The sequence below is a fragment of the Streptomyces sp. GL_141 genome, from assembly GCF_057834385.1.
Map to the genome: position 1 here is coordinate 2781129 of NZ_CM174402.1, position 22731 is coordinate 2803859.

Annotated in this window: 16 protein-coding genes; 6 read left to right on the forward strand and 10 right to left on the reverse strand. The window is 73.9% G+C overall.

Translation table 11 applies throughout. From position 1 onward, the window contains the following. Positions 1-209 precede the first annotated feature (209 nt). A complete protein-coding gene (locus AC3IX6_RS11760; RefSeq protein ID WP_489370072.1) occupies positions 210-1541 on the forward strand; it encodes an ABC1 kinase family protein in 1332 nt (443 codons plus the stop codon). Between the two features lie 33 nt (positions 1542-1574). Here AC3IX6_RS11760 and AC3IX6_RS11765 read toward each other — a convergent pair whose 3' ends face one another. The 5 genes from AC3IX6_RS11765 to AC3IX6_RS11785 form a co-directional block, all read right to left on the reverse strand. Next, complete coding sequence (locus tag AC3IX6_RS11765) at positions 1575-1781, reverse strand: hypothetical protein (RefSeq protein WP_489370073.1); 207 nt, start codon at positions 1779-1781, stop codon at positions 1575-1577. A 113-nt stretch (positions 1782-1894) separates the two neighbouring features. Then, the gene (locus AC3IX6_RS11770) at positions 1895-2227 is read right to left on the reverse strand and encodes a hypothetical protein (protein ID WP_489370074.1); all 333 of its coding nucleotides are present in this window, start codon (positions 2225-2227) and stop codon (positions 1895-1897) included. Then, on the reverse strand, positions 2224-2595 hold the full coding sequence (locus AC3IX6_RS11775; RefSeq protein WP_214949242.1) for a WhiB family transcriptional regulator: 372 nt from the start codon (positions 2593-2595) through the stop codon (positions 2224-2226). Before AC3IX6_RS11775 ends, AC3IX6_RS11770 begins: the two co-directional genes overlap by 4 nt. Positions 2596-2762: 167 nt before the next feature. Further along, entirely contained in the window at positions 2763-3119 is a 357-nt protein-coding gene (locus AC3IX6_RS11780) for a hypothetical protein (RefSeq protein WP_489370075.1), read from the reverse strand. A gap of 169 nt (positions 3120-3288) precedes the next feature. Further along, on the reverse strand, positions 3289-5397 hold the full coding sequence (locus AC3IX6_RS11785; RefSeq protein WP_489371417.1) for an ATP-dependent DNA helicase UvrD2: 2109 nt from the start codon (positions 5395-5397) through the stop codon (positions 3289-3291). A 370-nt stretch (positions 5398-5767) separates the two neighbouring features. On the opposite strand from AC3IX6_RS11785, the gene AC3IX6_RS11790 reads away from it, so the two are divergent. The 3 genes from AC3IX6_RS11790 to AC3IX6_RS11800 all read left to right on the forward strand — a co-directional run bounded on the left by AC3IX6_RS11790 (position 5768) and on the right by AC3IX6_RS11800 (position 7588). Further along, the gene (locus AC3IX6_RS11790) at positions 5768-6028 is read left to right on the forward strand and encodes a glutaredoxin domain-containing protein (protein ID WP_489370076.1); all 261 of its coding nucleotides are present in this window, start codon (positions 5768-5770) and stop codon (positions 6026-6028) included. Positions 6029-6152: 124 nt separating this feature from the next. Further along, the gene (locus AC3IX6_RS11795) at positions 6153-6992 is read left to right on the forward strand and encodes an aldo/keto reductase (RefSeq protein ID WP_489370077.1); all 840 of its coding nucleotides are present in this window, start codon (positions 6153-6155) and stop codon (positions 6990-6992) included. Further along, positions 6989-7588, forward strand: a complete 600-nt coding sequence (locus AC3IX6_RS11800) for a DUF4328 domain-containing protein (RefSeq protein ID WP_489370078.1) — start codon at positions 6989-6991, stop codon at positions 7586-7588. Before AC3IX6_RS11795 ends, AC3IX6_RS11800 begins: the two co-directional genes overlap by 4 nt. An 82-nt stretch (positions 7589-7670) precedes the next feature. Here the strand turns inward: AC3IX6_RS11800 and nudC are convergent, their stop codons facing one another. The 5 genes from nudC to AC3IX6_RS11825 all read right to left on the reverse strand — a co-directional run bounded on the left by nudC (position 7671) and on the right by AC3IX6_RS11825 (position 18739). Then, complete coding sequence (gene nudC, locus AC3IX6_RS11805) at positions 7671-8627, reverse strand: NAD(+) diphosphatase (protein ID WP_489370079.1); 957 nt, start codon at positions 8625-8627, stop codon at positions 7671-7673. A 69-nt stretch (positions 8628-8696) separates the two neighbouring features. Further along, positions 8697-10106, reverse strand: coding sequence for a dipeptidase (locus tag AC3IX6_RS11810; protein ID WP_274549462.1), 1410 nt, complete (start codon positions 10104-10106; stop codon positions 8697-8699). A gap of 10 nt (positions 10107-10116) precedes the next feature. Beyond that, positions 10117-13875, reverse strand: a complete 3759-nt coding sequence (locus tag AC3IX6_RS11815) for an ATP-dependent helicase (protein WP_489371418.1) — start codon at positions 13873-13875, stop codon at positions 10117-10119. A gap of 508 nt (positions 13876-14383) precedes the next feature. Beyond that, on the reverse strand, positions 14384-18130 hold the full coding sequence (locus AC3IX6_RS11820; RefSeq protein ID WP_489370080.1) for an ATP-dependent helicase: 3747 nt from the start codon (positions 18128-18130) through the stop codon (positions 14384-14386). A 261-nt stretch (positions 18131-18391) separates the two neighbouring features. Beyond that, positions 18392-18739, reverse strand: a complete 348-nt coding sequence (locus tag AC3IX6_RS11825) for an MGMT family protein (protein WP_267038351.1) — start codon at positions 18737-18739, stop codon at positions 18392-18394. Between the two features lie 130 nt (positions 18740-18869). Between AC3IX6_RS11825 and AC3IX6_RS11830 the strand changes: the two genes are divergently transcribed. Together AC3IX6_RS11830 and AC3IX6_RS11835 are read left to right on the forward strand one after the other, a co-directional pair. After that, positions 18870-21707, forward strand: coding sequence for a lysylphosphatidylglycerol synthase transmembrane domain-containing protein (locus AC3IX6_RS11830; protein WP_489370081.1), 2838 nt, complete (start codon positions 18870-18872; stop codon positions 21705-21707). A 41-nt stretch (positions 21708-21748) separates the two neighbouring features. Next, a complete protein-coding gene (locus AC3IX6_RS11835; RefSeq protein ID WP_489370082.1) occupies positions 21749-22729 on the forward strand; it encodes a GNAT family N-acetyltransferase in 981 nt (326 codons plus the stop codon). Positions 22730-22731: the final 2 nt, after the last annotated feature.

Below are 22731 nucleotides of genomic sequence, written 5' to 3' on the forward strand. Positions count from 1 at the left end.
GCGGCCCGCCGTCCGTCCATGCTGGCCCACCGGGGCGGCCACCGTCTGCCGACCGCTGGATTCCCGCCTCGCGCCGGGCTGGAGCGACAGGACACGCGGAGGGGGCACGGGCCGGGGGCCATGACAGGATGCTTTTGGCCGGGAAGGCCTTCGGGGGACTCCCCCGGACCGCCGCTTACGGCTCAGCTGTCTGGGAATTGGAGGGGCGCATGTCTGATCTTCCCCGGAAGGCGGTCACCCGTACCGTCAAGCTGGCCGCGCTGCCGCTCGGCATAGCGGGCCGGGCCACCTGGGGGCTCGGCAAGCGGATCGGCGGCAAGTCGGCGGAGATAGTGGCGCGCGAGCTCCAGCAGCGCACCGCCGAGCAGCTGTTCCGTGTGCTGGGAGAGCTGAAGGGGGGCGCCATGAAGTTCGGCCAGGCGCTCTCGGTCTTCGAGTCGGCGCTGCCCGAGGAGGTCGCCGGGCCCTACCGGGCCGCGCTGACGAAGCTTCAGGAGGCGGCCCCGCCGCTGCCCGCGGCCACCGTGCACCAGGTGTTGTCGGAGCGGCTCGGCGCGGACTGGCGGGAGCTGTTCGAGGAGTTCGAGGACAAGCCCGCCGCGGCGGCCTCGATCGGGCAGGTGCACCGGGCGGTGTGGCACGACGGCCGCCAGGTGGCGGTCAAGGTCCAGTACCCGGGGGCCGGCGAGGCCCTGCTGTCGGACCTGAAGCAGCTGAGCCGGTTCGCGGGGCTGCTGGGGCCGCTCATCCCGGGCATGGACATCAAGCCCTTGATCAAGGAGCTGCGCGACCGGGTCTCGGAGGAGCTGGACTACGAGCTGGAGGCCGAGGCCCAGCGGACGCACGCGGACGCCTTCGAGGGCGACGAGGACGTGGTCGTGCCGGACGTGGTGCACCAGGGCGACCAAGTGCTGGTGACCGACTGGATCGAGGGGACCCCGCTGTCGGAGGTGATAGCCGACGGCACCCCGGAGGAGCGCGACCGTGCGGGGCAGCTGCTGGCCCGGTTCCTCTTCTCCGGCCCCGCGCGCACCGGGCTGCTGCACGCCGACCCGCACCCGGGCAACTTCCGGCTGATCTCCGGGGCGGACGGCCGGACGCGGCTGGGCGTGCTGGACTTCGGGACGGTGGACCGGCTGCCGGGCGGCTGGCCCAAGCCCATCGGCCGGTCGCTGCGGATGGCGCTGGACGGTGACGCCGAGGGGGTCTACGGGCATCTGCGCGGGGAGGGGTTCGTGCGCGAGTCCATCGAGCTGGAAGCCGACGCGGTGCTCGACTACCTGCGGCCGATGCTCGAACCGGCGGAGGCCGAGGAGTTCACCTTCACCCGGACCTGGCTGCGCGGGCAGGCCGCGCGGATCGCCGACCCCCGCTCCCCCGCGCACCAGTTGGGCCGGCAGATCAATCTGCCGCCCTCCTACCTGCTGATCCACCGGGTGACGCTGAGCACCATAGGGGTGCTGTGCCAGCTGGGCGCGACCGTCAGGCTCCGCGAGGAACTGGACTCCTGGCTGCCGGGGTTCCTGCCCGACGAGGGCTGAGCCGGACGGCGGCGGGCGGCCCCGGGCGGGCGCTCACCACCAGGAGGAGTCGAGGCGGCCTTCGATGGCGCGGAGGTTCGCACGCGCGCAGTCGACGCAGAAGTACTGTCTGGTCCCGTTCTCCACGGAGCAGGTCCAGGTGGGCGGGGCGCCGGCCGGGGACTGGGCGCCGCAGCGCGCACAGACGACGGGCGGGGCCTCGGTTCCCGGCGGTGCCGGGTGGGGAGTCGGCTGGTCCACCTCCAGACGATATCCCCGCGGGGGCCGGTGGGCGGTCCGCAACGCACCGGGGGGACCGGCCCGTTCGGGCCGGTCCCCCCGGTGGTTTCCTCCGAGCCGTGTGTGGCTCTCTCTTAGTGCATGACGGCCATGGCCAGCGCGCGCCGGGCGCGCAGCGAGACGCGCTCGGCTCGACGCTGCATGCGCCGCGCGGTGACCAGGCGTACGGCGCGACGCTCGGCGTCGACCTCACGCATGCGGTCGTCCATATGGGCACGAGCCATGGCTTCTGGGATGAGTTGCATTTCGCGGGTCCTGTTCTGACGCGAGGTGATCGCGCCGGCGGTGATGAAGTCTGCGGTGGCGGAGCCGTGCGGCTGCTCGCTCGTGGTGGCGTGGGGGGACATGAGGGCCTGCTTCAGGGGGTCGTGCGTGAGGGGGCGGTCGATGGTTCCGTTGGCGGTCATGCCGCGACAACCGGGTTCTTGCGCGGACGGCCACGGGGCCGCTTCCGGGCGACGACGACACCCTGGACGAAGAGCTCGCCTCCCCAGACACCCCAGGGCTCGCGGCGCTCCAGCGCGCCGGCGAGGCAGGCCTCGACCAGCGGGCAGGTGCCGCAGAGGGACTTGGCGTACTCGACGTCCGCCGGGGACTCGGCGAAGAAGACCTCGGGGTCGTAGGTGCGACAGGCGACGGGTACGCCGAGGTTCTCGATGGCGTCGTCGAGCGCGGTCAGCGCGGTGAGGGGAGTCAAGGTGGAGTCCTCCGGGACTGCGGGCGGGGAGAGGGTCTGGGTCTTCGGTACGGACGGGGCGTGCGCTTCGAGTTGCACGGTGGTTTCTTCCTCGTCTTGTTCGTCTAGTCGTTCCGGCCGGTCGGCCGGGGGCGGCTGGGGTACCTCGCCCCTTCGGTCCGTCGTCCCCGTTCGGGGACAAACAGAAGGGCCGCGGATCCCTGGTGGGGTTCCGCGGCCCTGAAGGCGCCGGTCTGATCGTCAGATCAGACTGGATCACTCCAGGGTTCGAGCCCGCGGTAGGCCCACATCAGGTGGTGCTGCTTCTTCGTCTGCGTCTTCTGGGATCCGGCACCGGCTGCGGCGGCAAAGGCATAGGCGCCATGCGCCTGGGCTTCTGCTGCCAGTACTGCCACCGGTGCCTTGGTCCGTCGCTCATTGCGCTCACTGGCCGGCAGCGCGCTGGGCGCGGCGGGCAGGACGGGGCTGTCAGCGCAAATGGCGGACAGACCGGTACCCGGGAGACCGGTACCCGTGAGGGCAAGGAGCGTGGAGGAGCCGAGCGTGCAGGAAGCGGCGACCGAGCGATCGGTCATTTTGGTGGTGGTGATGAAGCTGGTCACTGGTCTCGCCTCCTCTCGGCGTCTCGGGGACTTCGGCCCGGAGGCCTGATCCCATGCGTATTCGGATAAGTACAGCACGGATGAGGGGCTTCGGAGAAGCCACCGTTTCCGTTGCTAAGAACCTATGGGGCTTCGCTGGGCATGTGCAAACTATTTTTCCGACGAGTTTCTACGCGTCGTCAGGATCTTCCGTCCCAGGCTCCCCACCTGCGCAGATGGCCAGCACGTCGGCTCCGTACCGCTCGAGCTTGCGGGCGCCCACGCCGGAGATCATCGAGAGCTCTCCCTCCTGCGAGGGTGCGGCCTCCGCGATGGCCATCAGCGTCTTGTCCGTGAAGACGCAGTAGCCGGGCATGCCCTGCTCCTTCGCCTGGACGGCGCGCCAGTCGCGCAGCCGCTCGTAGAGCCCTTCGTCCATGTCGGAAGGGCAGTCTTCGCAGCGCATCAGTTTCAGCTCGCCCGCGTCGGTCAGCGTCTTGCGGCAGACCCGGCACACGGCCGGGCCGCGGCGGCCGCGCTTGCGGGCCCCGGGCTCGACCGGACCGCCCGGCCTGTTTCCCGGCGCGAGGGAGCCCGGCCTCAGGCCGTTCAGGAAGCGGCTGGGGCGTCGGGACCCCCGGCCGCCCGGAGTCCGCGAGAGGGCCCAGGAGAGCGTCAGGTGGTGCCGGGCGCGGGTGACGCCGACATAGAGCAGCCTGCGCTCCTCCTCGACCTGCTCGTCGGTCTTCGCATAGGTGATCGGGATCATGCCGTCGGTCAGGCCCACGAGGAACACGGCGTCCCACTCCAGGCCCTTCGCCGCGTGCAGCGAGGCGAGGGTGACGCCCTGGACGGTCGGGGCGTGCTGGGCGGCCTTGCGCTCGTCCAGCTCGACCGTCAGGTCGGCCAGGGTCGCGGACGGCCGGCTGCGGGCGAAGTCCTCGGCGAGCCGGACCAGCGCGGCCAGCGATTCCCACTGGTCGCGGACGGCTCCGGAACCGGCGGGCGGTGCGCTGGTCCAGCCGGTGGAGCTGAGCACGGCCCGGACCTGGGACCCGAGCTCCACGACGTCGTCGAGCAGCCGGTCGTTGCCGCCGGAGCGGGCGGCTCCGCGCAGGGCGAGGATCGCCTTCTGGACCTCGGCGCGCTCGAAGAAGCGCTCGGCCCCGCGCAGCTGGTAGGGGACTCCGGCGTCGGCGAGGGCCTGCTCGTATACCTCGGACTGGGCGTTGATCCGGTAGAGCACGGCGATCTCCCCCGCCGGGACGCCGGCCGCGACGAGGTCGCGGACCCGGTGGGCGATGCCCTCGGCCTCGGCGGGCTCGTCGGCGTACTCGGCGTAGACCGGGTCGGGGCCGGTCTCGCGCTGGGAGACCAGCTCCAGGCGGTGCTCGGCGGCGCGGCCCTTGGCCTGGGCGAGGAGCCCGTTGGCGAGGTGGACCACCTGGGGGGTGGAGCGGTAGTCGCGGACCAGCTTGACCACGGTGGCCTGCGGGTACTTGGTGCGGAAGTTCAGCAGGTGGTCGGGGGTGGCGCCGGTGAAGGAGTAGATCGTCTGGCTGGCGTCGCCGACCACGCACAGGGTGTCGCGCTCGCCGAGCCAGAGGTCCAGCAGCCGCTGCTGGAGCGGGCTGACGTCCTGGTACTCGTCGACGACGAAGTGCTGGTACTGGGTGCGGATCTGTTCGGCGATGTCGTGGCGGTCCTGCAGGATGCCGACCGTGAGGAGCAGCACGTCCTCGAAGTCGATCATGCCGCGGTCGCGCTTGAGCTGCTCGTACGTCCCGTAGATCTGGGCGATCTCGGCCAGGTCCCGGGGGGCCTCGCGGCCGGATTTGCGGGCGGCCGCCGGATAGTCGGCGGGGACCGTCTGCGTGACCTTCGCCCACTCGATCTCGCCGGTGACATCGCGCAGCTCGCCCCGGTCGAGGCGGATGCGGCAGCGCGCGCCCGCCTCGGCGACGAACTGGATCTTGCGCTCCAGCAGCCGGGGCACGTCACCGCCGACCGCCTTGGGCCAGAAGTACTGGAGCTGGCGCAGGGCGGCGGAGTGGAAGGTCCGCGCCTGCACCCCGCCCGCGCCCAGCTCGCGCAGGCGGCCGCGCATCTCACCCGCGGCGCGGTTGGTGAACGTGACGGCCAGCACGCTCGCCGGCATCAGCTGGCCGGACCGGACGCCGTAGGCGATGCGGTGGGTGATCGCCCGGGTCTTGCCCGTGCCGGCGCCCGCGAGCACGCACACCGGCCCGCGCAGGGTCGTCGCGACCTCGCGCTGCTCCGGGTCCAGGCCCAGGAGCACCGCGTCGGCCGAGTCGGCGCCGGGCGTGAAGGATGAGGAGTGCGTTGCTGATGTCACCCCGCCATGCTGCCAGGTCTCGCGGGGCGGCCGGGAAATCCGTCCACAGGCGGGCCCCGCCCGTCCGACAGGATCATGGTCGTACCGGAGCGGGGCCGTACGGGGCGCGGGAGTGCGGCCGCGCGGGAGGGCGGGCGGGAGGGCGGGCGGGAGGGCGGGCGGGCGGGCGGGCGGGCGGGCGGGAGTACGGGAGTGCGGGAGCGCGGCCGTACCGGAGCGGGATGCGGGCATTCGGGGAATGGGCGCGCGGTCCCGTACGTTCAAGCACTCGGGCCGATCGGGCCCACGAGGTCCCACGAATGGAGAGCGCAGCATGCAGGACGCGGGCACCGTCACGATGTACAGCACGACCTGGTGCGGCTACTGCCGTCGGCTGAAGAGCCAGATGGACCGGGAAGGCATCGCCTTCACCGAGATCAACATCGAGCTCGACCCCGAGTCCGCGGCGTTCGTGGAGAAGGCGAACGGCGGAAACCAGACGGTTCCCACCGTCCTCGTCACCTCCGCCGCGGGCAGCGAGTCGGTCATGACGAACCCGAGCCTGGCCCAGGTCAAGCAGGCCCTCGCCGTCTGACGTGCTGAGCACCACGCACGGGAAGGCCCCCGCCCCGGCGGGGGCTTCTGCGTTTCCGGGAGCGCCCAACTGGGCTGTTAGCGTGGGACCTTGATCACATTGATCAAGGGGGAGGAACCAACACGTGAGTACCACCGTGTTTCGCATCGGCGGGGATCTGGAAGTGCGCAGGCTCGGTTTCGGGGCCATGCGCTTGCCCACGGACCCGGGCCCGGACCGTGAGAACTCGCTCGCGGTGGCGCGGCGGGCCGTCGAGCTGGGCGTCACGCTGATCGACACCGCCCACATGTACGGCTGGGGCGCCAACGAGGAGCTGCTGGCCGAGGCCCTGCACCCGTACCCGGACGGGGTCCAGGTCACCACCAAGGTCGGCATCGCCCGATCCGTGCCGTCGGGCGAATGGACGCAGGACGCACGGCCCGCCGCGCTGCGCGAGCAGGTCGAGCAGGCGCTGCGCCGGCTGCGCGTCGAGCGGATCGAACTGCTCCAGCTGCACCGCCTCGACCCGCGGACGCCCCTCGCCGACCAGATCGGCGCGCTGCGGGACCTGCGCGCCGAGGGCAAGATCGGCCGGATCGGACTGTCGGAGGTCACCGTCGGCGAACTCGCCGCGGCCCGGGAGATCGTCGACATCGCGAGCGTGCAGAACCGCTACAACCTGCTCGACCGGGGTCACGAGCCCGTGCTCGCGGCCTGCGAGGCGGCGGGCATCGCGTTCCTGCCCTGGGCCACCGTGGCCTGGGGACGGTCCGGGGCGACGGCCGAGATCGCCGCCGTGGCCGCCGAGGCCGGAGCCACCCCCACGCAGGTCGCGCTCGCCTGGCTGCTGGGCCACTCCCCGGTCGTCCTCCCGATCCCGGGCACGTCCCGGATCGCCCACCTGGAGGAGAACCTCGCGGCGGAACACCTCCGGCTGACCGAGGCCCAGCGGGCCCGCCTCGACCGGCTGGGGGAGCAGGCGTGAGCCAGTACAACGTGCCCGTGGGCGAGGCCGCCGTGCGCGGGCCCCGGTACCTGTTCCGCAATCCGGCCGGACCGGCCCTCGTCGCCCAGTCGCTGATCGCCGCCTCGGGCCTCACCGACGTCTACGTCATCGCGACCGGCGGCAAGGACTCCCCCTGGCTCGCCGAGGACATGGTGCCGTTCCCGGCCGTGCTCCAGGTGGCGTGCTGGATCTCGTTCCTCTTTTGGTTCCACCGCGTCCGCCGCAACGCCGAGGTGCTCGCCCCGGGCAGCCACGCGTACGCCCCCGGCTTCGCCCTCGGCGCCTGGATCATCCCGCTCGCCATGTGGTGGCTGCCGCGCCGCATCACCCTCGACGTGCACCGGGCCGGCGGCCCGCCCCGCGACGCCTGGCTGATCAACGCCTGGTGGTTCGTCTGGCTCCTGGACGGCCCACTCTCGGTCGCCTTCCACCTCCTGGTCCTCCACCAGACCGACTACCGCAACCCGGTCGACGAGGGCCTCAACGTCCTGTGCGCGCTCCTCGCGCTCGCGGTCATCCGCCGCGTGACCGCCGCGCAGCCGGCCGGCCCCCTGCCCTACCTGAACATGACCTGACGGGAGACGGGACCGGGAGACGGGACACCGGCGAAGGCCCCCGCCGGAGCGGGGGCCTTCGCCGGTGTCCGGGCAGGGGCGGTCAGACGGTGGCGACGACCGGCTTCGGGAGGGGCTTGCCGTACCAGAGCTCGACCAGGCGGGCCGCGATGGAGATGCCCGCCGGCGGGAGGACCTCACCGGTCTCGATCGCCGTGCGCAGGTCATCGCGGGAGAACCAGCGGGCTTCCTGGATCTCGTCGCCGTCGACCTCGATGTCGAAGGTGACGGCGCGCGCCGTGAAGCCCAGCATCAGGCTGTACGGGAACGGCCAGGGCTGGCTGGCGACGTAGTCGACCTCGCCGACCTTGACGCCCGCCTCCTCCCACACCTCGCGGATGACCGACTGCTCGATCGACTCGCCCGGTTCGACGAACCCGGCGAGGGTGGAGAAGCGGCCCTCGGGCCAGTGCACCTGGCGGCCCAGCAGCGCACGGTCCTGGTCGTCCGTGACCAGCATGATCACCGCCGGGTCGGTGCGCGGGTAGTGCTCGGCCCCGCAGCCCGGGCAGCGGCGGATGTGCCCGGCCGCGGCGACCACCGTGCGCTCGCCGCAGCGGGAGCAGAAGCGGTGCATGCGCTGCCAGTTCTCCAGCGCCACCGCGTGCACCATCAGCCCGGCGTCCCGCGCGGAGAGCAGCATTCCGGCCTCGCGCAGGCCGGCCGGGCGGGCCGACTGGTCCATGCGGCCGGGCAGCGAGTCCTTCTGCAGCGCGAAGTACCGTACGCCGTCCTCGTCGGTCCCCAGGAAGTACCGGTGGGTCTCGGTGACCGGGGCCTCGAAGGCCGGGGTCATCACGATCGCGGTGCCGCCGTCGGGGGTGTCGTCGATCAGGACCTGGCCGCCCGAGACGACGAAGACGCGGGTGCTGGGGTGGCTCCAGGCCGCGGCGAGCCACGCCTCGTCGAGGCGGTGGTGCGCGGCGCGGTCGATTCCGCTGGGCGCGGCCAGCGAGATCGGACGCTCGGACTCGGTATGGGTGCTCACAGGTACTTCCAACTCCCCCGGTGGTGGGACACAGGCAGGCTCAGCAGGACGGACGGGTGTGCGGTGGCGGGTGGGGCGCGCTCAAGCGGACGCCGGCTTCCAGTGGGCGGCGAGGTCGCCCCAGAGGTAGGCGGCCGTCTCGACCCCCTTGGTGAGCAGGTCCAGCTCGACCTTCTCGTTCGGCGAGTGCCAGCCGTCGGAGGGTACGGAGATCCCGAGGAAGAGGACGGGGGCGTTCAGCACGTCCTGGAGGTCGGCCGCCGGACCCGAACCGCCTTCGCGGGTGAAGCGGACCTTCTGGCCGAAGGCCCTGCCCATGGCGCGGACGACCGATTGCAGCGCCGGGTGGTCCAGCGGGGTCAGGCACGGCCGGGTCGGGGCGCCGAAGGTGATGGAATGCCGGATTCCGGCCGGGACGCGCTCCGCGACCCAGGCCGTGACGGCCGTCTCGACCTCGTACGGGTCCTGCCCGGAGACCAGGCGGAACGACAGCTTCAGGTGCGCCGAGGCGGGCACGATGGTCTTGCCGCCGGGGCCCTGGTAGCCGCCGCCGATGCCGTTGACCTCGGCGGTCGGGCGGGCCCAGACGCGCTCCAGCGTGGAGTAGCCGGCCTCGCCGGAGGCCGCGTAGGACTTGGCCGTACGGAGCCACTCGGCCTCGTCGAAGGGGAGCTCGGCGATCAGCTCGCGCTCCGCGTCCGTGAGCTCGGCGATGTTGTCGTAGAAGCCGGGGATCGTGACCCGCTCGTCCGCGTCGTGCAGGGCCGCGACGAGGCGGGCCGCGACGGTGGCCGGATTCGGCACGGCGCCGCCGAAGGCACCCGAGTGGATGTCCTGGTCGGGGCCGAACAGGTCGATCTCGCAGTCGGCGACGCCGCGCATGCCGGTGCAGACGGTGGGCGTGGTCTCCGACCACATGCCGGTGTCGGAGACGATCACGACGTCGGCGGCGAGGCGGGCCGCCTCGCGCTCCACGAGGGCGCGGAAGTGCGGGGAACCGGACTCCTCCTCGCCCTCGACGATCAGCTTGAGGTGCACGGCGGGGGCGGACGCGCCGGTCGCGGCGAGGTGGGCCCGGACGCCGAGGGTGTGGAAGAAGACCTGCCCCTTGTCGTCGGCGGCGCCGCGCCCGTACATCCGGCCGTCCTTGATCACCGGCTCGAACGGGTCGGTGTGCCAGCCGTCGGCGAGGGCGGCGGGCTGCACGTCGTGGTGCCCGTAGACGAGGACGGTGGGCGCCGCGGGGTCCTCGCTCGGCCACTCGGCGAAGACGGCGGGGGCGCCGGCCGTCTGCCAGACCTCGGTGACCGGGAAACCGGTCTCCTTGAGCTTCGCGGCCAGCCAGTCGGCGCTGCGCCGTACGTCGTCCGCGTGCTCGGGCTGGGCCGAGACGGAGGGGATGCGGAGCCAGTCGGCGAGGTCGTCGAGGAAGGCCGCGCGGTGGGTGTCGATGTACGTGCGGACGACGCTGTCCGCCGGGGTGTCGCTCATGACCACGAGCCTAGCCGTCCGTTCGACGGGCACTTTCCGTGTCCGTTTTGCCTTGGAGGATCTGCTCAAGACGAGCGCGGTCCGGGAGGTTGCGGGGGCGGATGACGCGGCCGCTGCGGACGTGCAGGAACACGGCCGTGACCTCGGCGAGGGGGGTGTTCGTGGCTTCCGCCCAGGCCAGGCGGTAGACGGCCAGCTGGAGGGGGTCGGCCTCGGTGGTGCGGCCGGTCTTCCAGTCGACGATCTCGTAGCCGCCGCTGCTGCCGCTGCCGGCGCCGTCCGTGTCCGGGGTGCGGTAGACGGCGTCGATCCGGCCGCGGATCACCCGGCCGGCGAGGGTGATCTGGACCGGGACCTCCATGCGGTACGGGGTCCGGTCGGCGTACGGGCTGCGCTCGAAGGCCGCCTTGAGGGAATCGAGGTCGGCCTCGTCGGCGATGTCCTGGTCGGAGCCGTCCCCGCCCGGGGGCTGGGCGCCGGGGAGGTCCGTGAGGGGGTCGAGGACGTCGAGGTGGGGCAGCGGCAGCTCGTCGAAGCGGGACTCCACCCAGGCGTGGAACCGGGTGCCCTGGCGGGCGGCGGGCTGCGGGGGCTTGGGCATGGGACGGGCCAGGTCGCGTACGAAGCCCTGCTCGTCGGAGGCGAGGCGCAGCAGCTGGCTGGCGGAGAGCGCGGGCGGGAGCTCCACGTCACGGACGGCCTCGCGGGCGCGGCGGAGCTCGCCCTCCAGGGCGTCGAGGTCGCGGTCCCAGGAGGCGATGGCGCGTGCGTCCTCGGGGGTGAGGGGGCCTGGGCCGGAGCCGGGGCCGGGCCCGGCCTCTGGCCACAGGTCGTCGGCACGGTTTGCCGTCGCCGGGCGCGGGCGGGGTTTGGCCGCGGCCCAGGCGCCGTCCCCGGCCTCGTCCTCGTCCTCCGGCCACAGGCCAACGTCGCCGCCGAGCGCGGCGGGGCCCGGGCGGGGCGCGGGCGCGCTGTCCTCCGGCCACAGGTCGGCTGCGGGTGCGGCCGGGTGCGGGCGCGGCTCGGGCGCGGCCTCGGGCCCGTCCGCCGGGTCCGGCCACGGGGCCGGGGGCTCCTCGTCGTAGGCGGGGTCCTCGCAGTGCGGGGGCCAGAGGTAGGCGTCCTCCGGGGAGGGCTGGTGGGCCTGGGAGGCCGGATTCTCCGGGTTCTCCAGGGTTCCCGGGTAGCGCGCGTCGCCCAGGGAGCCTGGGTGGTCCGAGTGGCCCCGGCTCTCCGGGTGGCCCGCGTCGCCCCGGGTCCCCGGGTAGCCCGTGTCGCCTCGGGGGTGGAGGTAGGACTCGACCAGGGTGGCGGCCTTGCGGCGGAGGGTGAGGGAGGTGGGGTCCAGGGGGAGGGGCCAGGAGTGGTCCGGGGTGGTGGTCGTGGAGAGGGCCGGGTTTTCGGCGTCCGGGTGCGGGGTGTCGGCCCAGGCTTCGATCTCGCCGTGGCCCGCGGCGCAGTGTTCGTACAGGGCGGAGAGGAAGGAGGACGGGCCGCGCCGCTTCTTCTGCGTCGGGCCCCACCAGTGGCCCGATGCAAGGAGGAGGGAGCGCGGGCGGGTGAAGGTGACGTAACCGAGGCGGAGTTCCTCGACGGCCTTGTGGGACTTGAGGGCCGACTTGAAGGCGCGCAGGCCCGGCGAGGTCCATTCCGGGGTGGGCGGGAGGGTCGGTGCGTCCCCGCGCAGGGCGTACGGGAGGACCTTCGCGTACGAGGTCCAGGCTTCCGGGGCCTTCTCCTTCGGGAAGGAGCCGGCGGAGAGGTCGGGGACCACCACCACGTCCCATTCCAGGCCCTTGGACTTGTGGGCCGTGAGGACCTTGACCGTGTTCTCGCCGCCGGGGAGGGCGTGGTCCAGGCCCTTTTCGTACTGGGCCGCCGTGCGCAGGAAGCCGAGGAAGGCGAGGAGGGAGGCTTCGCCGTCCAGGGAGGCGAAGCCGGCGGCCACGTCCATGAAGCTCGACAGGGTCTCCCGGCGGCGGGCCGCCAGCGCGTGCGGGGACGAGGCCAGCTCCACGTCGAGGCCGGTCGTCGACAGGACCCGGTGCAGGACGTCCATCAGCGGGTCCGAGAGGGAACGGCGCAGGTCGCGCAGTTCCTGGGCGAGGTGCGCGAACCGGACCCGGGCCGCGGCGGAGAAGGGCAGCTGGTCGGGGGCGGACTGGCCCGCGCCGTCCAGGAAGGTTTCCAGGGCGTCGGCCAGCGACACGATCTCCGCCGGGTCCACGCCCTCCACCGCCGCCGCGAGGCGGTCGTCGTCGTCGGAGGAGGAGGCGGAGGAGCGGGAGATCAGGGTGCGGGCGCGGCGGCCCAGCAGGGCCAGGTCGCGGGCGCCGATGCGCCAGCGCGGTCCGATGAGCAGCCGGACGAGCGCGGCGTTGGCGCCCGGGTCCTGGAGGACCTCGCAGACGGCGACGAGGTCCGCGACCTCCGGGAGGTGGAGGAGGCCGGACAGGCCGACCACTTCGACGGGGACGTCGCGTTCGACCAGGACCGCCTGGATCCGTGCGAAGTCGCCGCCCGAGCGGCACAGTACGGCGATGTCGCGCGGCTCCGTGCCGGTGCGGACCAGGTGGGCGATGGAGTCGCCGATCCAGTCGAGCTCCTGGGCGTGGGTCTCCAGCAGGGCGCACCGGACGGAGCCCTCGCGTTCCGCGCCCGGTGCGGGGCGCAGGGCCTCGACTCCCTCGTGCATGGCGCGCAGCGGGGCGGCGAGCTCGTTGGCCAGGTCCAGGAGGCGGCCGCCGCTGCGCCGGTTCTCGCTGAGGGAGAAGCGGGTGGCGGGGCTGCCGTCGGCGTAGGGGAAGTGGTCGGGGAAGTCGTCGAGGTTGGCCACGGAGGCGCCGCGCCAGCCGTAGATGGCCTGGCAGGGGTCGCCGACGGCGGTCACCGCGTGCCCGGTGCCCCCGCCGAACAGCCCGGACAGCAGCAGCCGCTGCGCGACCGAGGTGTCCTGGTACTCGTCGAGCAGGACCACCCGGAACTCCTCGCGCAGCAGGGCTCCGACCTCGGGGCGGGTGGTGGCGAGCTGCGCGGAGAGGGCTATCTGGTCGCCGAAGTCGAGGAGGTCGCGGGAGCGTTTGGCGGCGCGGTAACGGGAGACCAGTTCGAGGAGTTCGAGGCGGCCGCGGGCCGCCTCGGGGACCTTGCGCAGGTCCTCGTTGCTGAGCTTCGCGTCCGCGAGGGCGGACAGGAGCTCCGTGTCGTACGCGCGCAGCCGCTCCGGCGGTACGAGGTGCTCGGAGAGCTCCCCGTCGAGCGCGAGCAGGTCGCTGACCAGGTCGGGAACGGATTTGGTGAGGGCGGGGTACGGGCCCGGGGCCTCGCGGAGCACGCGGGCGGCGAGCTGGAAGCGGGTGGCGTCGGCGAGCAGCCGGGAGCTGGGCTCCAGGCCGATGCGCAGGCCGTGGTCCTTGAGGAGCTGTCCGGCGAAGGCGTGGTACGTGGAGATGCGCGGCTCGCCGCCCGCGGAGCCGGCCTCGGCCGGGGAGGGGTCCGGATCGCTGATCCCGGCCCGCGCGAGGGCGGTCCGTACCCGCTCGGCCAGCTCGCCGGCGGCCTTGTTGGTGAAGGTCAGGCCGAGGACCTGCTCGGGCGCGACCGCGCCCGTGCCGACCAGCCAGACCACCCGGGCGGCCATGACGGTGGTCTTGCCGGAACCGGCGCCGGCCACGATGACCTGCGGGGCGGGCGGAGCGGTGACGCAGGCCATCTGTTCGGGCGTGAAGGGGATCCCCAGGAGCTCCTTGAGCTGCTCGGGATCGGTCAGGACCGGTGCCGGTGCCTGCGGCGCTCTTGCGGGCGGGGCGGGCGGCTGGGCCGGAGGGACGGACGGACGCGCGGACACCTGAAAAGGCTAGCCGCCCTCTCTGACAGTCCCGCCCACCCGGAGCAGGCGGGGCCCCGGGCCGGGGTGGTACCTGGGTCGGGGTGGCCCGCCCCGGCGCGGGTCCCGGGCCGGGCGGGGAGCTTGGGTGGTGGCACCGGCCGTGCAGGGCGGGGCGGCCCTGCGGGGCGGATTCCCCTACCCGCCCTTCCACCGTTCCCCGGGCTCCGCCCGGACCCCGGTCCTCAAACGCCGGACGGGCTGAAGGGGGCCGCGCCGCGGGACGGCCGCGGGACGCGTGATCGGGACCGTGCGGCCCGGGGCACCCGCCGGTGTCCGCCGCACCGGCGCGACCAGGTGCCGGGCGGAGCCCGGGGAACCCCGTCGCACCGGCGCGACGGGGTGCGCGGCCGCCGGGCCGCCGTGCGCCGTGCGCCGTGCGCCGTGCGGGCTACTCCACCGTCTGGCGGCCCTCCGGGCGGGCGCTGCACGAGGCGCGGAAGGAGCAGTGGTCGCAGTGCTTGCCGAGGGCGGGGGCGAAGCGTTCGTCGAGGACCCGGCCGGCGGCGGTGGCCAGCAGGTCGCCGACCCATTCGCCGGAGGCACCGCCCTCCAGGGCCTGCTGCGCCTGGATCTTGGGCACCGTGTCGCCGCCCTCGCGCTGGGCGGCGCCCTGGCGCAGCTGCACGAGTTCGGCGCCGCCCGGTGCGGGGCGCAGGCCGTCGAAGACCTCGTCGACGGCGCCCTCGCGCACGGCGAGCTGGTACACGGCGAGCTGCGGGTGGCGTTCGACCTCCTTGGCGGTCGGCGCGGACTTGCCGGTCTTGAAGTCGACGACGTACGCGCGGCCCTGCGGGTCCGCCTCGACCCGGTCCATGGAGCCGCGCACCCGGACGGCGTACTCCCCCGCTTCGAGGGTGACGTCGAAATCGTGCTCGGTGGCCACGGTCGCCCGGCCGCCGCGGTCGGTGGTGTGCCAGCGCAGGAAGCGCTCCAGGGCGGCGCGGGCGTTGTCCTTCTCCTGGCGGGATTTCCAGGGGGCGTCGAAGGCGAGGGAGTCCCAGACGGAGTCCAGGCGTTCCATGAGGACGGCGAGGTCGGCGGGGGTGCGGCCGGAGGCGACCTCGTCGGCGAGGACGTGGACGACGTTGCCGAAGCCCTGGGCGGCGGTGGAGGGGGCGTCGGCCTTGACCTCGCGGCCCAGGAACCACTGGAGGGAGCAGGTGTTGGCGAGCTGCTCCAGGGCGGAGCCGGACAGGGCGACGGGGTGGTCGCGGTCGCGCAGCGGGACGCCGCTGCGGGTGGGCTCGTACAGCCCCCACCAGCGCTGCGGGTGCGCGGCGGGGACGAGCGGGCGGTCCTCGTCGTCGGTGAGCACGGCGAGCCGGGCCAGGCGCCGGGCGGCGGCGTCGCGCAGGGCGGGCGAGGCGTCGGGGTCGACGGTGGTGGCGCGGAGTTCCGCGACGAGCGCGGGGACGGCGAGGGGGCGGCGGGGGCGGCCGGTGACGTCCTTGACGGGGACGCCGAGCTCGGTGAGGAGGCGGGAGGGCTGGTCGCCGTCCTCGGCGGGGGCCTTGACGGCGGTGACGACGAGGCGGTCGCGGGCGCGGGTGGCGGCGACGTAGAAGAGGCGGCGCTCCTCGGCGAGGAGCGCGCCGGGGGTGAGGGGCTCGGCTAGGCCGTCGCGGCCGATGCGGTCGGCTTCGAGAAGGGAGCCGCGGCGGCGCAGGTCGGGCCAGAGCCCTTCCTGTACGCCCGCGATGACGACGAGTCCCCACTCCAGGCCCTTGGAGCGGTGCGCGGTCATGAGGCGGACGGCTTCGCGGCGGGTGGCGCGGGGGGTGAGGGTGTCTCCGGCGATGTCCTCGGCTTCGAGCTGTTCGAGGAAGTTGAGGGCGCCGCGGCCGCCGGTACGTTCCTCCGCGCGGGCGGCGGTGTCGAAGAGCGCGCAGACGGCGTCGAGGTCACGGTCGGCGTTGCGGCCCGCGGGGCCGCCGCGGCGGGCGCTGCGTTCGAGGCGCTGCGGCCAGGGGGTGCCGTCCCAGAGGGTCCACAGGACCTCCTCGGCGGTACCGCCGCCGGCGAGGAGCTCGCGGGCCTTGCGCAGCAGCAGGCCGAGGCGTTGCGCTCCGCGGGCATAGGCGGGGTCGTGGGCGACGAGCCGCTCGGGCTCTGCGAGGGCGCGGGCGAGGAGCACGTCGGAGGGCGCGGGCGTCCTGACCCCGGCGGCCCGCTCCTCGTCGCGCAGCGCGCGGCCCAGGCGGCGGAGGTCGGCGGCGTCCATGCCGCCGAGCGGCGAGGACAGCAGCACGAGCGCGGCCTCGACCCCGATCCACGCTTCGCCTGCGGCGTCGCCGGGGGTGGGCTCGTCGCCTGCGGCGGGCTCGCCGGAGCCGGGCACGGCCCCGGTACCGGGCAGGCCGGTGCCGCCTTCGGCGGCGGGGGCTCCGGCGTCCACGGCGCCGGGCAGGCCGGTGGCGCCGTCGGCGGCCGGGGCAGTTTCCCGCCCACCCGCCCCGAAGCTGCGAGCAAGCTCGCTCACACCGGCGCCCGCGGCGCCGAAAGCGGCCCCGACTCCGTCGGAAGGCGCGCTCCCCGCCGGTGCCCCGGCGGGGCCGGGCGCGGACTCCGGCTCTGGGGCCCGGGCGTCGGCAGAGCCGGGCACCGACTCCGGGGACCGGGCGTCGGCAGAACCGGGCACCGACTCCGGCGGCCAGGAGTCGGCAGCGGCGGGCGCGGACTCCGGGGACCAGGCGTCGGCGGAGCCGGGCACGGAATCCGGCGGTCGGGCGTCGGCACAGGCGGGTTCCGGTGGGGGCGGGAGCGTGGGGTTTGCCGGGGGTGGGGTCGTGGATTCCGCGAGGGTGCGGAGGGCTGTGAGGAGGGGGGATATGGCCGGCTCGTGGCGGAGGGGGGAGTCCGTGCCGTCCGTTTCCGCCGGGACTCCCGCCGCGATCAGGGCGCGGCGCATCTGCGGCAGGGTGCGGCCGCCCGCGCGGACCAGGACGGCCATGTCCTGCCACGGCACGCCCTCCTCCAGGTGGGCCCGGCGCAGGATGTCGGCGATGTTGTCCAGTTCCGCGCCGGCCGTGGGGTAGGTGAACACCTCGACCCGGCCGCCCTCGCGGGTCGACGCGAGCGCGCGGTGGGCCCGTACGGCCGCCGAGGGCAGGCGCGGCACCGGCATGCGGGTGGTCAGGTGGCGGGTGGCGGTCAGGAGGAGCGAGGCCGAGCGGCGGGAGGTCGTGAGGGCGCGGAACTCGGCTCCGGGGAAGGAGGTCTCGAAGTCCAGGATGTTGTTGATGTCCGCGCCGCGGAAGGCGTAGATCGACTGGTCGGGGTCGCCGAAGGCGGTCAGTCGGCCGGCGGGGCCTGCCAGTGCGCGCAGCAGGCGCAGCTGCGAGGCGTCCGTGTCCTGGTACTCGTCCACGTAGATCACGTCGTAGAGGGAGGAGAGCGAGGGGGTGCGTTCCGCCAGGAGGACGGCGCGGTGGAGGAGCTCCGCGTAGTCCAGGGTGCCCTGGAGGTCCAGGACGTCCAGGTACTCGGCGAGGAAGGCCGCCGCCGCCTTCCAGTCCGGCCGGCCGAGGCGGGACGCGAAGTCGGAGAGGGCCGCCGGGCCCAGCCCCAGTTCGCGGGCGCGGGCGAGCACCGCGCGGACCTCGTCGGCGAAGCCGCGCGTGGTCAGGGCGGCCCGCAGGTCGTCCGGCCAGCGGATCGAGCGGATCCGGCGCTGGCCTTCGAGGAGGGTGCGGACCATGACGTCCTGCTCCGGGCCGGACAGGAGCCGCAGCGGGTCCGCGAAGAGTTCGGCGTCCTGGTGGGAGCGGACCAGTCCGTAACAGAAGGAGTGGAAGGTGGTGGCCTGCGGGGCGCGCGCCCCGCCGAGCCGCAGGGCGGTCCGGTCGCGCAGTTCCACGGCGGCCTTGCGGCTGAAGGTGAGGATCAGGATGCGGGCGGGGTCGGTCCCGGACTCCACGCGGGCCGCGACCGCCTCGACCAGGGTGGTCGTCTTTCCGGTGCCCGGTCCGGCCAGCACCAGCAACGGGCCGCCGGTGTGCTCAACCACCGCCCGCTGCGCTGCGTCCAGCACAGGGGGATCCACCCGCTCCGCACCGGTACGCACCAGGCGGTACGCGTCCGGGGTCCGTGTACGCCGCCGCTCGGAGCGGTGGCCGTCGGAGGAAGAGGTGTTCACGTGGGGTGCCGGTCCTGGTGGGTCTGCCGTTGCGGCGGTCGCTGCCGCAGCGGTTGGTGCTGCTCCTGTGGTGCCGTCTCGGGCGGTGGCCGAGACGGTGGCCGAAGCCGGAGCCGAAGGGGCAACGCTACGGCAAGGCGCGCGGCGGGCGCAGTTTCCCCGGGACTCCCGTCCTCACTGCCATCCGGTCCCACGCGTCCCCCGTACGGGGCTTCGCACGTCCCTTCGACCACCCCTCCGTGCCGCGCATGGCCGAAGCTGTCACATGTGACCTTCGTCCCGCGCTGCGTCCCCGCCGTCCCCGTCCCAGCGCGCCCGCCGCATGTCGAGCCGCGGTTCGCCGTCGCCGGTGAGCCGCAGCGGGGTGGCCTCGGCCCGGTAGTTCTCCAGCGCCCTGCGCTCGCTGCCGGGCAGCGGCCGGCCGTCCGCCCGCACCACCCGCCACCAGGGCACGGCTCCCCCGTACAAGGCCATGACGCGGCCCACTTGACGGGGGCCGCCCTCGCCGAGCCACTCCGCGATGTCGCCGTACGTCATCACCCGGCCGGGCGGAATCCGCTCGGCCGCCTCCAGCACCCGCTCCGCGTACGCCGGCAGCTCTTCGCTCATTCGGCCCATGGTGCCGCACCGGACCGACAAGGGAGCGTCACGAGCGCGGAAGCCCGTGTTCCGGACCGGCTCGCACCCTGCTGCCCCGCGCGGCCGCCGGTCCGTGCCACCATCTTCCGGGCGGTGACGCGTGATACGTGATCAAGAAGAGACGGAAGTGACGGGAAGGGAGCAGGGTGTGAGTCCTCCGGACGGCGCGGCGACGAACGACGGCGCGCGCCCAGACGAAGGCCCGCCACCGGGTCGCGAGGACGACATGCACGCGGACACGGACCTGCACGCCGACACGGACAAGGACGCGGACCTACACGCCGACCTGCCCGCGGACCGGACCCCGGCCCCCGATGACGTCGAGACCCCGCACGGCCACGCCCCGACGGCCGCCGACCAGGTCGAGGTCGACGAGCCGCTGCTCGCCGCCCGCGTGCACCGCCCCTCCGACCTCGTCCGCCTCCTCGTCGGGGTCCTCGGCATCGCCGTCGTCCTCGGCATCGCCGCCTTCGCCCACGGCACCACCGCGGGTCTGGAAGCCGACATCAGCAACGGCACCGGGCAGGCGCCCGACGTACTGATCAAGGTCGCCGGGCTGGTGTCGAGCATCGCGGTGCTCCTCGTCCCGGTCGCCTTCGCCATCGAGCGGCTGATCAAACGCGACGGGCTGCGCATCGCAGACGGCGTGCTCGCCGCCGTCCTCGCGCACGGGGTCACCCTCGCCACCGACCTGTGGGTCTCCCAGGGGGCGCCCGAGACCATCCAGGAGGCCCTCACCCGGCCCACCAGCGCCGGCGGGGCCCTCACGGATCCGGTGCACGGATACCTCGCGCCCGTGATCGCGTACATGACCGCCGTCGGGATGACCCGGCGCCCGCGCTGGCGCGTCGCGCTGTGGGTGGTCCTGCTGCTGGACGCCTTCGCGATGCTGGTCGGCGGCTACACCACGCCCTTCTCGATCATCCTGACCGTGCTGATCGGCTGGAGCGTCGCGTACGGAACCCTGTACGCGGTCGGCTCGCCGAACGTCCGCCCCACCGGGCAGAACCTCCTCGCGGGCCTGCGCCGGGTCGGCTTCCAGCCGGTCAGCGCGATGCGCGCCGAGTCCCCGGAAGGCGGCGACAGCACCGAGGTCAGCGACCGCGGACGGCGCTACCACGTCACCCTGGAGGACGGCCCGCCCCTCGACGTCACCGTCGTGGACCGGGAGCAGCAGGCCCAGGGCTTCTACTACCGGGTCTGGCGCCGCCTCACGCTGCGCGGGATCACCACCCGGCGCAGTCTGCAGTCCCTGCGCCAGGCGCTGGAGCAGGAGGCGCTGCTCGCGTACGCGGCCATCGCCGCCGGGGCCAACGCGCCCAAGCTCATCGCCACCTCCGAGCTGGGTCCCGACGCCGTGATGCTCGTCTACGAGCACCTGGGCGGCCGGAGCCTGGACTCGCTGGCCGACGAGGAGATCACCGACGAGCTGAGCCGCAACGCGTGGCAGCAGGTACGGGCCCTGCAGTCCCGGCGGATCGCGCACCGGCGGCTCACCGGGGACGCCCTCGTGGTGGATCGTTCCGCCGGCGGCGGAACGGCGGCCACCATCACCCTGACCGACCTGCGCGGCGGCGAGATCGCGGCCGGCGACCTGGTGCTGCGCATGGACATCGCGCAGCTGCTCACCACACTCGGCCTGCGGGTCGGCGCCGAGCGCTCGGTCGCCTCGGCGGTGTCGGTGCTCGGCCCGGACGCGGTGGCGGACTGTCTGCCGCTGCTCCAGCCGATCGCGCTGAGCCGCTCCACGCGGGCGACGCTGCGCAAGCTGGCGCGGGAGCGGGCGGACCGCGAGCGGGAAGCCGTACTGGAGTCCTCGCGGGCGGCGAAGGCCTTGCGCGAGGCGGGCTCCGCTTCGCCCGCCACCCGCTCCGCCGTCGAGAAGAAGGCCGAGAAGAAGGCCCTGGACGACGCGCTCGACGGGGCCCGCGAGGAGGATCTGCTGAGCCAGATCCGCCAGCAGGTGCTGCTGATCCGCCCGCAGGCGCCGGTGGAGCCGGCCCGGCTGGAGCGGATCCGGCCGCGCACGCTGGTGTCGTTCATCGCGGGCGCGTTCGGCGCGTACTTCCTGGTCACGCAGATCGCGCACGTCGACTTCGCCACCACCATCGGCGATGCGCAGTGGGGCTGGGTCGGGGTGGCGCTCGCCTTCTCGGCGCTCACCTATTTCGCGGCGGCGATGAGCCTGCTGGGCTTCGTACCCGAGCGGGTTCCGTTCCTGCGGACCGTACTGGCCCAGGTCGCGGGATCCTTCGTGAAGCTGGTGGCTCCGGCGGCGGTCGGCGGTGTCGCGCTGAACACCCGCTTCCTCCAGCGGGCCGGCATCCGGCCGGGGCTCGCGGTGGCCAGCGTGGGCGCCTCGCAGCTCTTCGGGCTGGCGAGCCACATCCTGCTGCTGCTGTCCTTCGGCTATCTGACGGGGACCGAGAAGACCCCCGAGATGACCCCGTCGAGGACGGTCATCGCGGGTCTGCTGACGGTGGCCGTCCTGGTGCTGGTGGTCACGGCCGTGCCGTTCCTGCGGAAGTTCGTGGCGACCCGGGTGCGGGCCCTGTTCGCGGGAGTGGTCCCGCGCATGCTGGACGTGCTCCAGCGGCCGCAGAAGCTGCTGACCGGCATCGGCGGGATGCTGCTGCTGACGGGCTGCTTCGTGATGTGCCTGGACGCCTCGATCCGTGCCTTCGGGGGCGGCGAGGCCATCAGCTACGCGAGCATCGCGGTGGTCTTCCTGGCGGGCAACGCCCTGGGCTCGGCCGCTCCCACGCCGGGCGGCATCGGAGCGGTGGAGGGTGCGCTGACGCTGGGTCTGGTCGCGGCGGGGCTGGACGGACAGGTGGCGTTCTCGGCGGTGCTGCTGTTCCGCGTGGTGACCTTCTGGCTGCCGGTGCTGCCGGGATGGATCTCCTTCAACTTCCTGACGCGCAAGGAAGCGATCTAAACCCCTGGAGCCCGGTCGGCGGCCCTGCCTAGGGTGGCCGGATGAACGGGACCAGTGGGATACGGATCGTGGCCGACCGGGCCGAGTGGCGGGGCGGCTTCGAGGAGCGGGTGCTCGCCGGGTACCGGGCAGCGGGGTGCTCGGAGCCTCTCGCCCGGGCCCTGCTGGAGCGGGCGCTGAAGGACGTCGACGGCTGGACGGTGGCCACGGACGGCGCCGGATGGATCGCGGTCGGGGTGTCCGAGGACAACGGGGCCACCGTGGGCCGGATCCACGACCTGACGGCGGCGGGACCGGAGACGGCGACCGCGGCCCGCGCGTGGGCCGAGCGGTGGTGCGCCGAGCGGGGCGCGGGGCGGGTGGAGGTCCGGCTCACCGGCGGATCGGGACCCGGGGCCCAAGCCGGGGCCCAAGCCGGAGCCGAAGCGGCAGCCGAACCGGGACCCGCGGCCACAGCCACCGCCACAACCACAACCACAGCCACAACCGGACTGTTCGCCGGCTATCCCGTGCGCGGCCAGAACCGGCTGCGCGCCGTGCCCGAGCGCCCCGAGCTGCCGCCGGGCCTGGGCGTCCGCCGGCTCACCGAGGAGGAGTACCCGGGCTGGTACGCCGACGAGGAGGCCGCATACGTCGCGGACATCGTCCGGGCCGGGGCCCTGACCCCGGAGCAGGCCAAGGCCAAGTCCGACGAGGACTTCGCCCGCCACCTCCCGCAGGGCTACCGGACCCCCGGGCACGCCTTCTACGCGCTGGAGGCCGACGGGCAGGTGATCGGCACGGGCTGGGTGAACCACGGCTACCTGCCGGGCGTCACCTTCGGCTTCTCGCTGGAGGTGCACGAGGAGCACCGCGGCAAGGGCTACGGCCGCGCCGCGATGTCCGTCGGCGCGTGGGCCGCCCGGCAGGGCGGCGACGGGGCGCTGATGTTCAACGTCTTCGGCGGCAACGAGGTGGCGATGAACTTGTACGACCGCACGGGCTTCGCCGTCCTGGACGAGTTCCGCTCGCTCCCCCTCTGAGT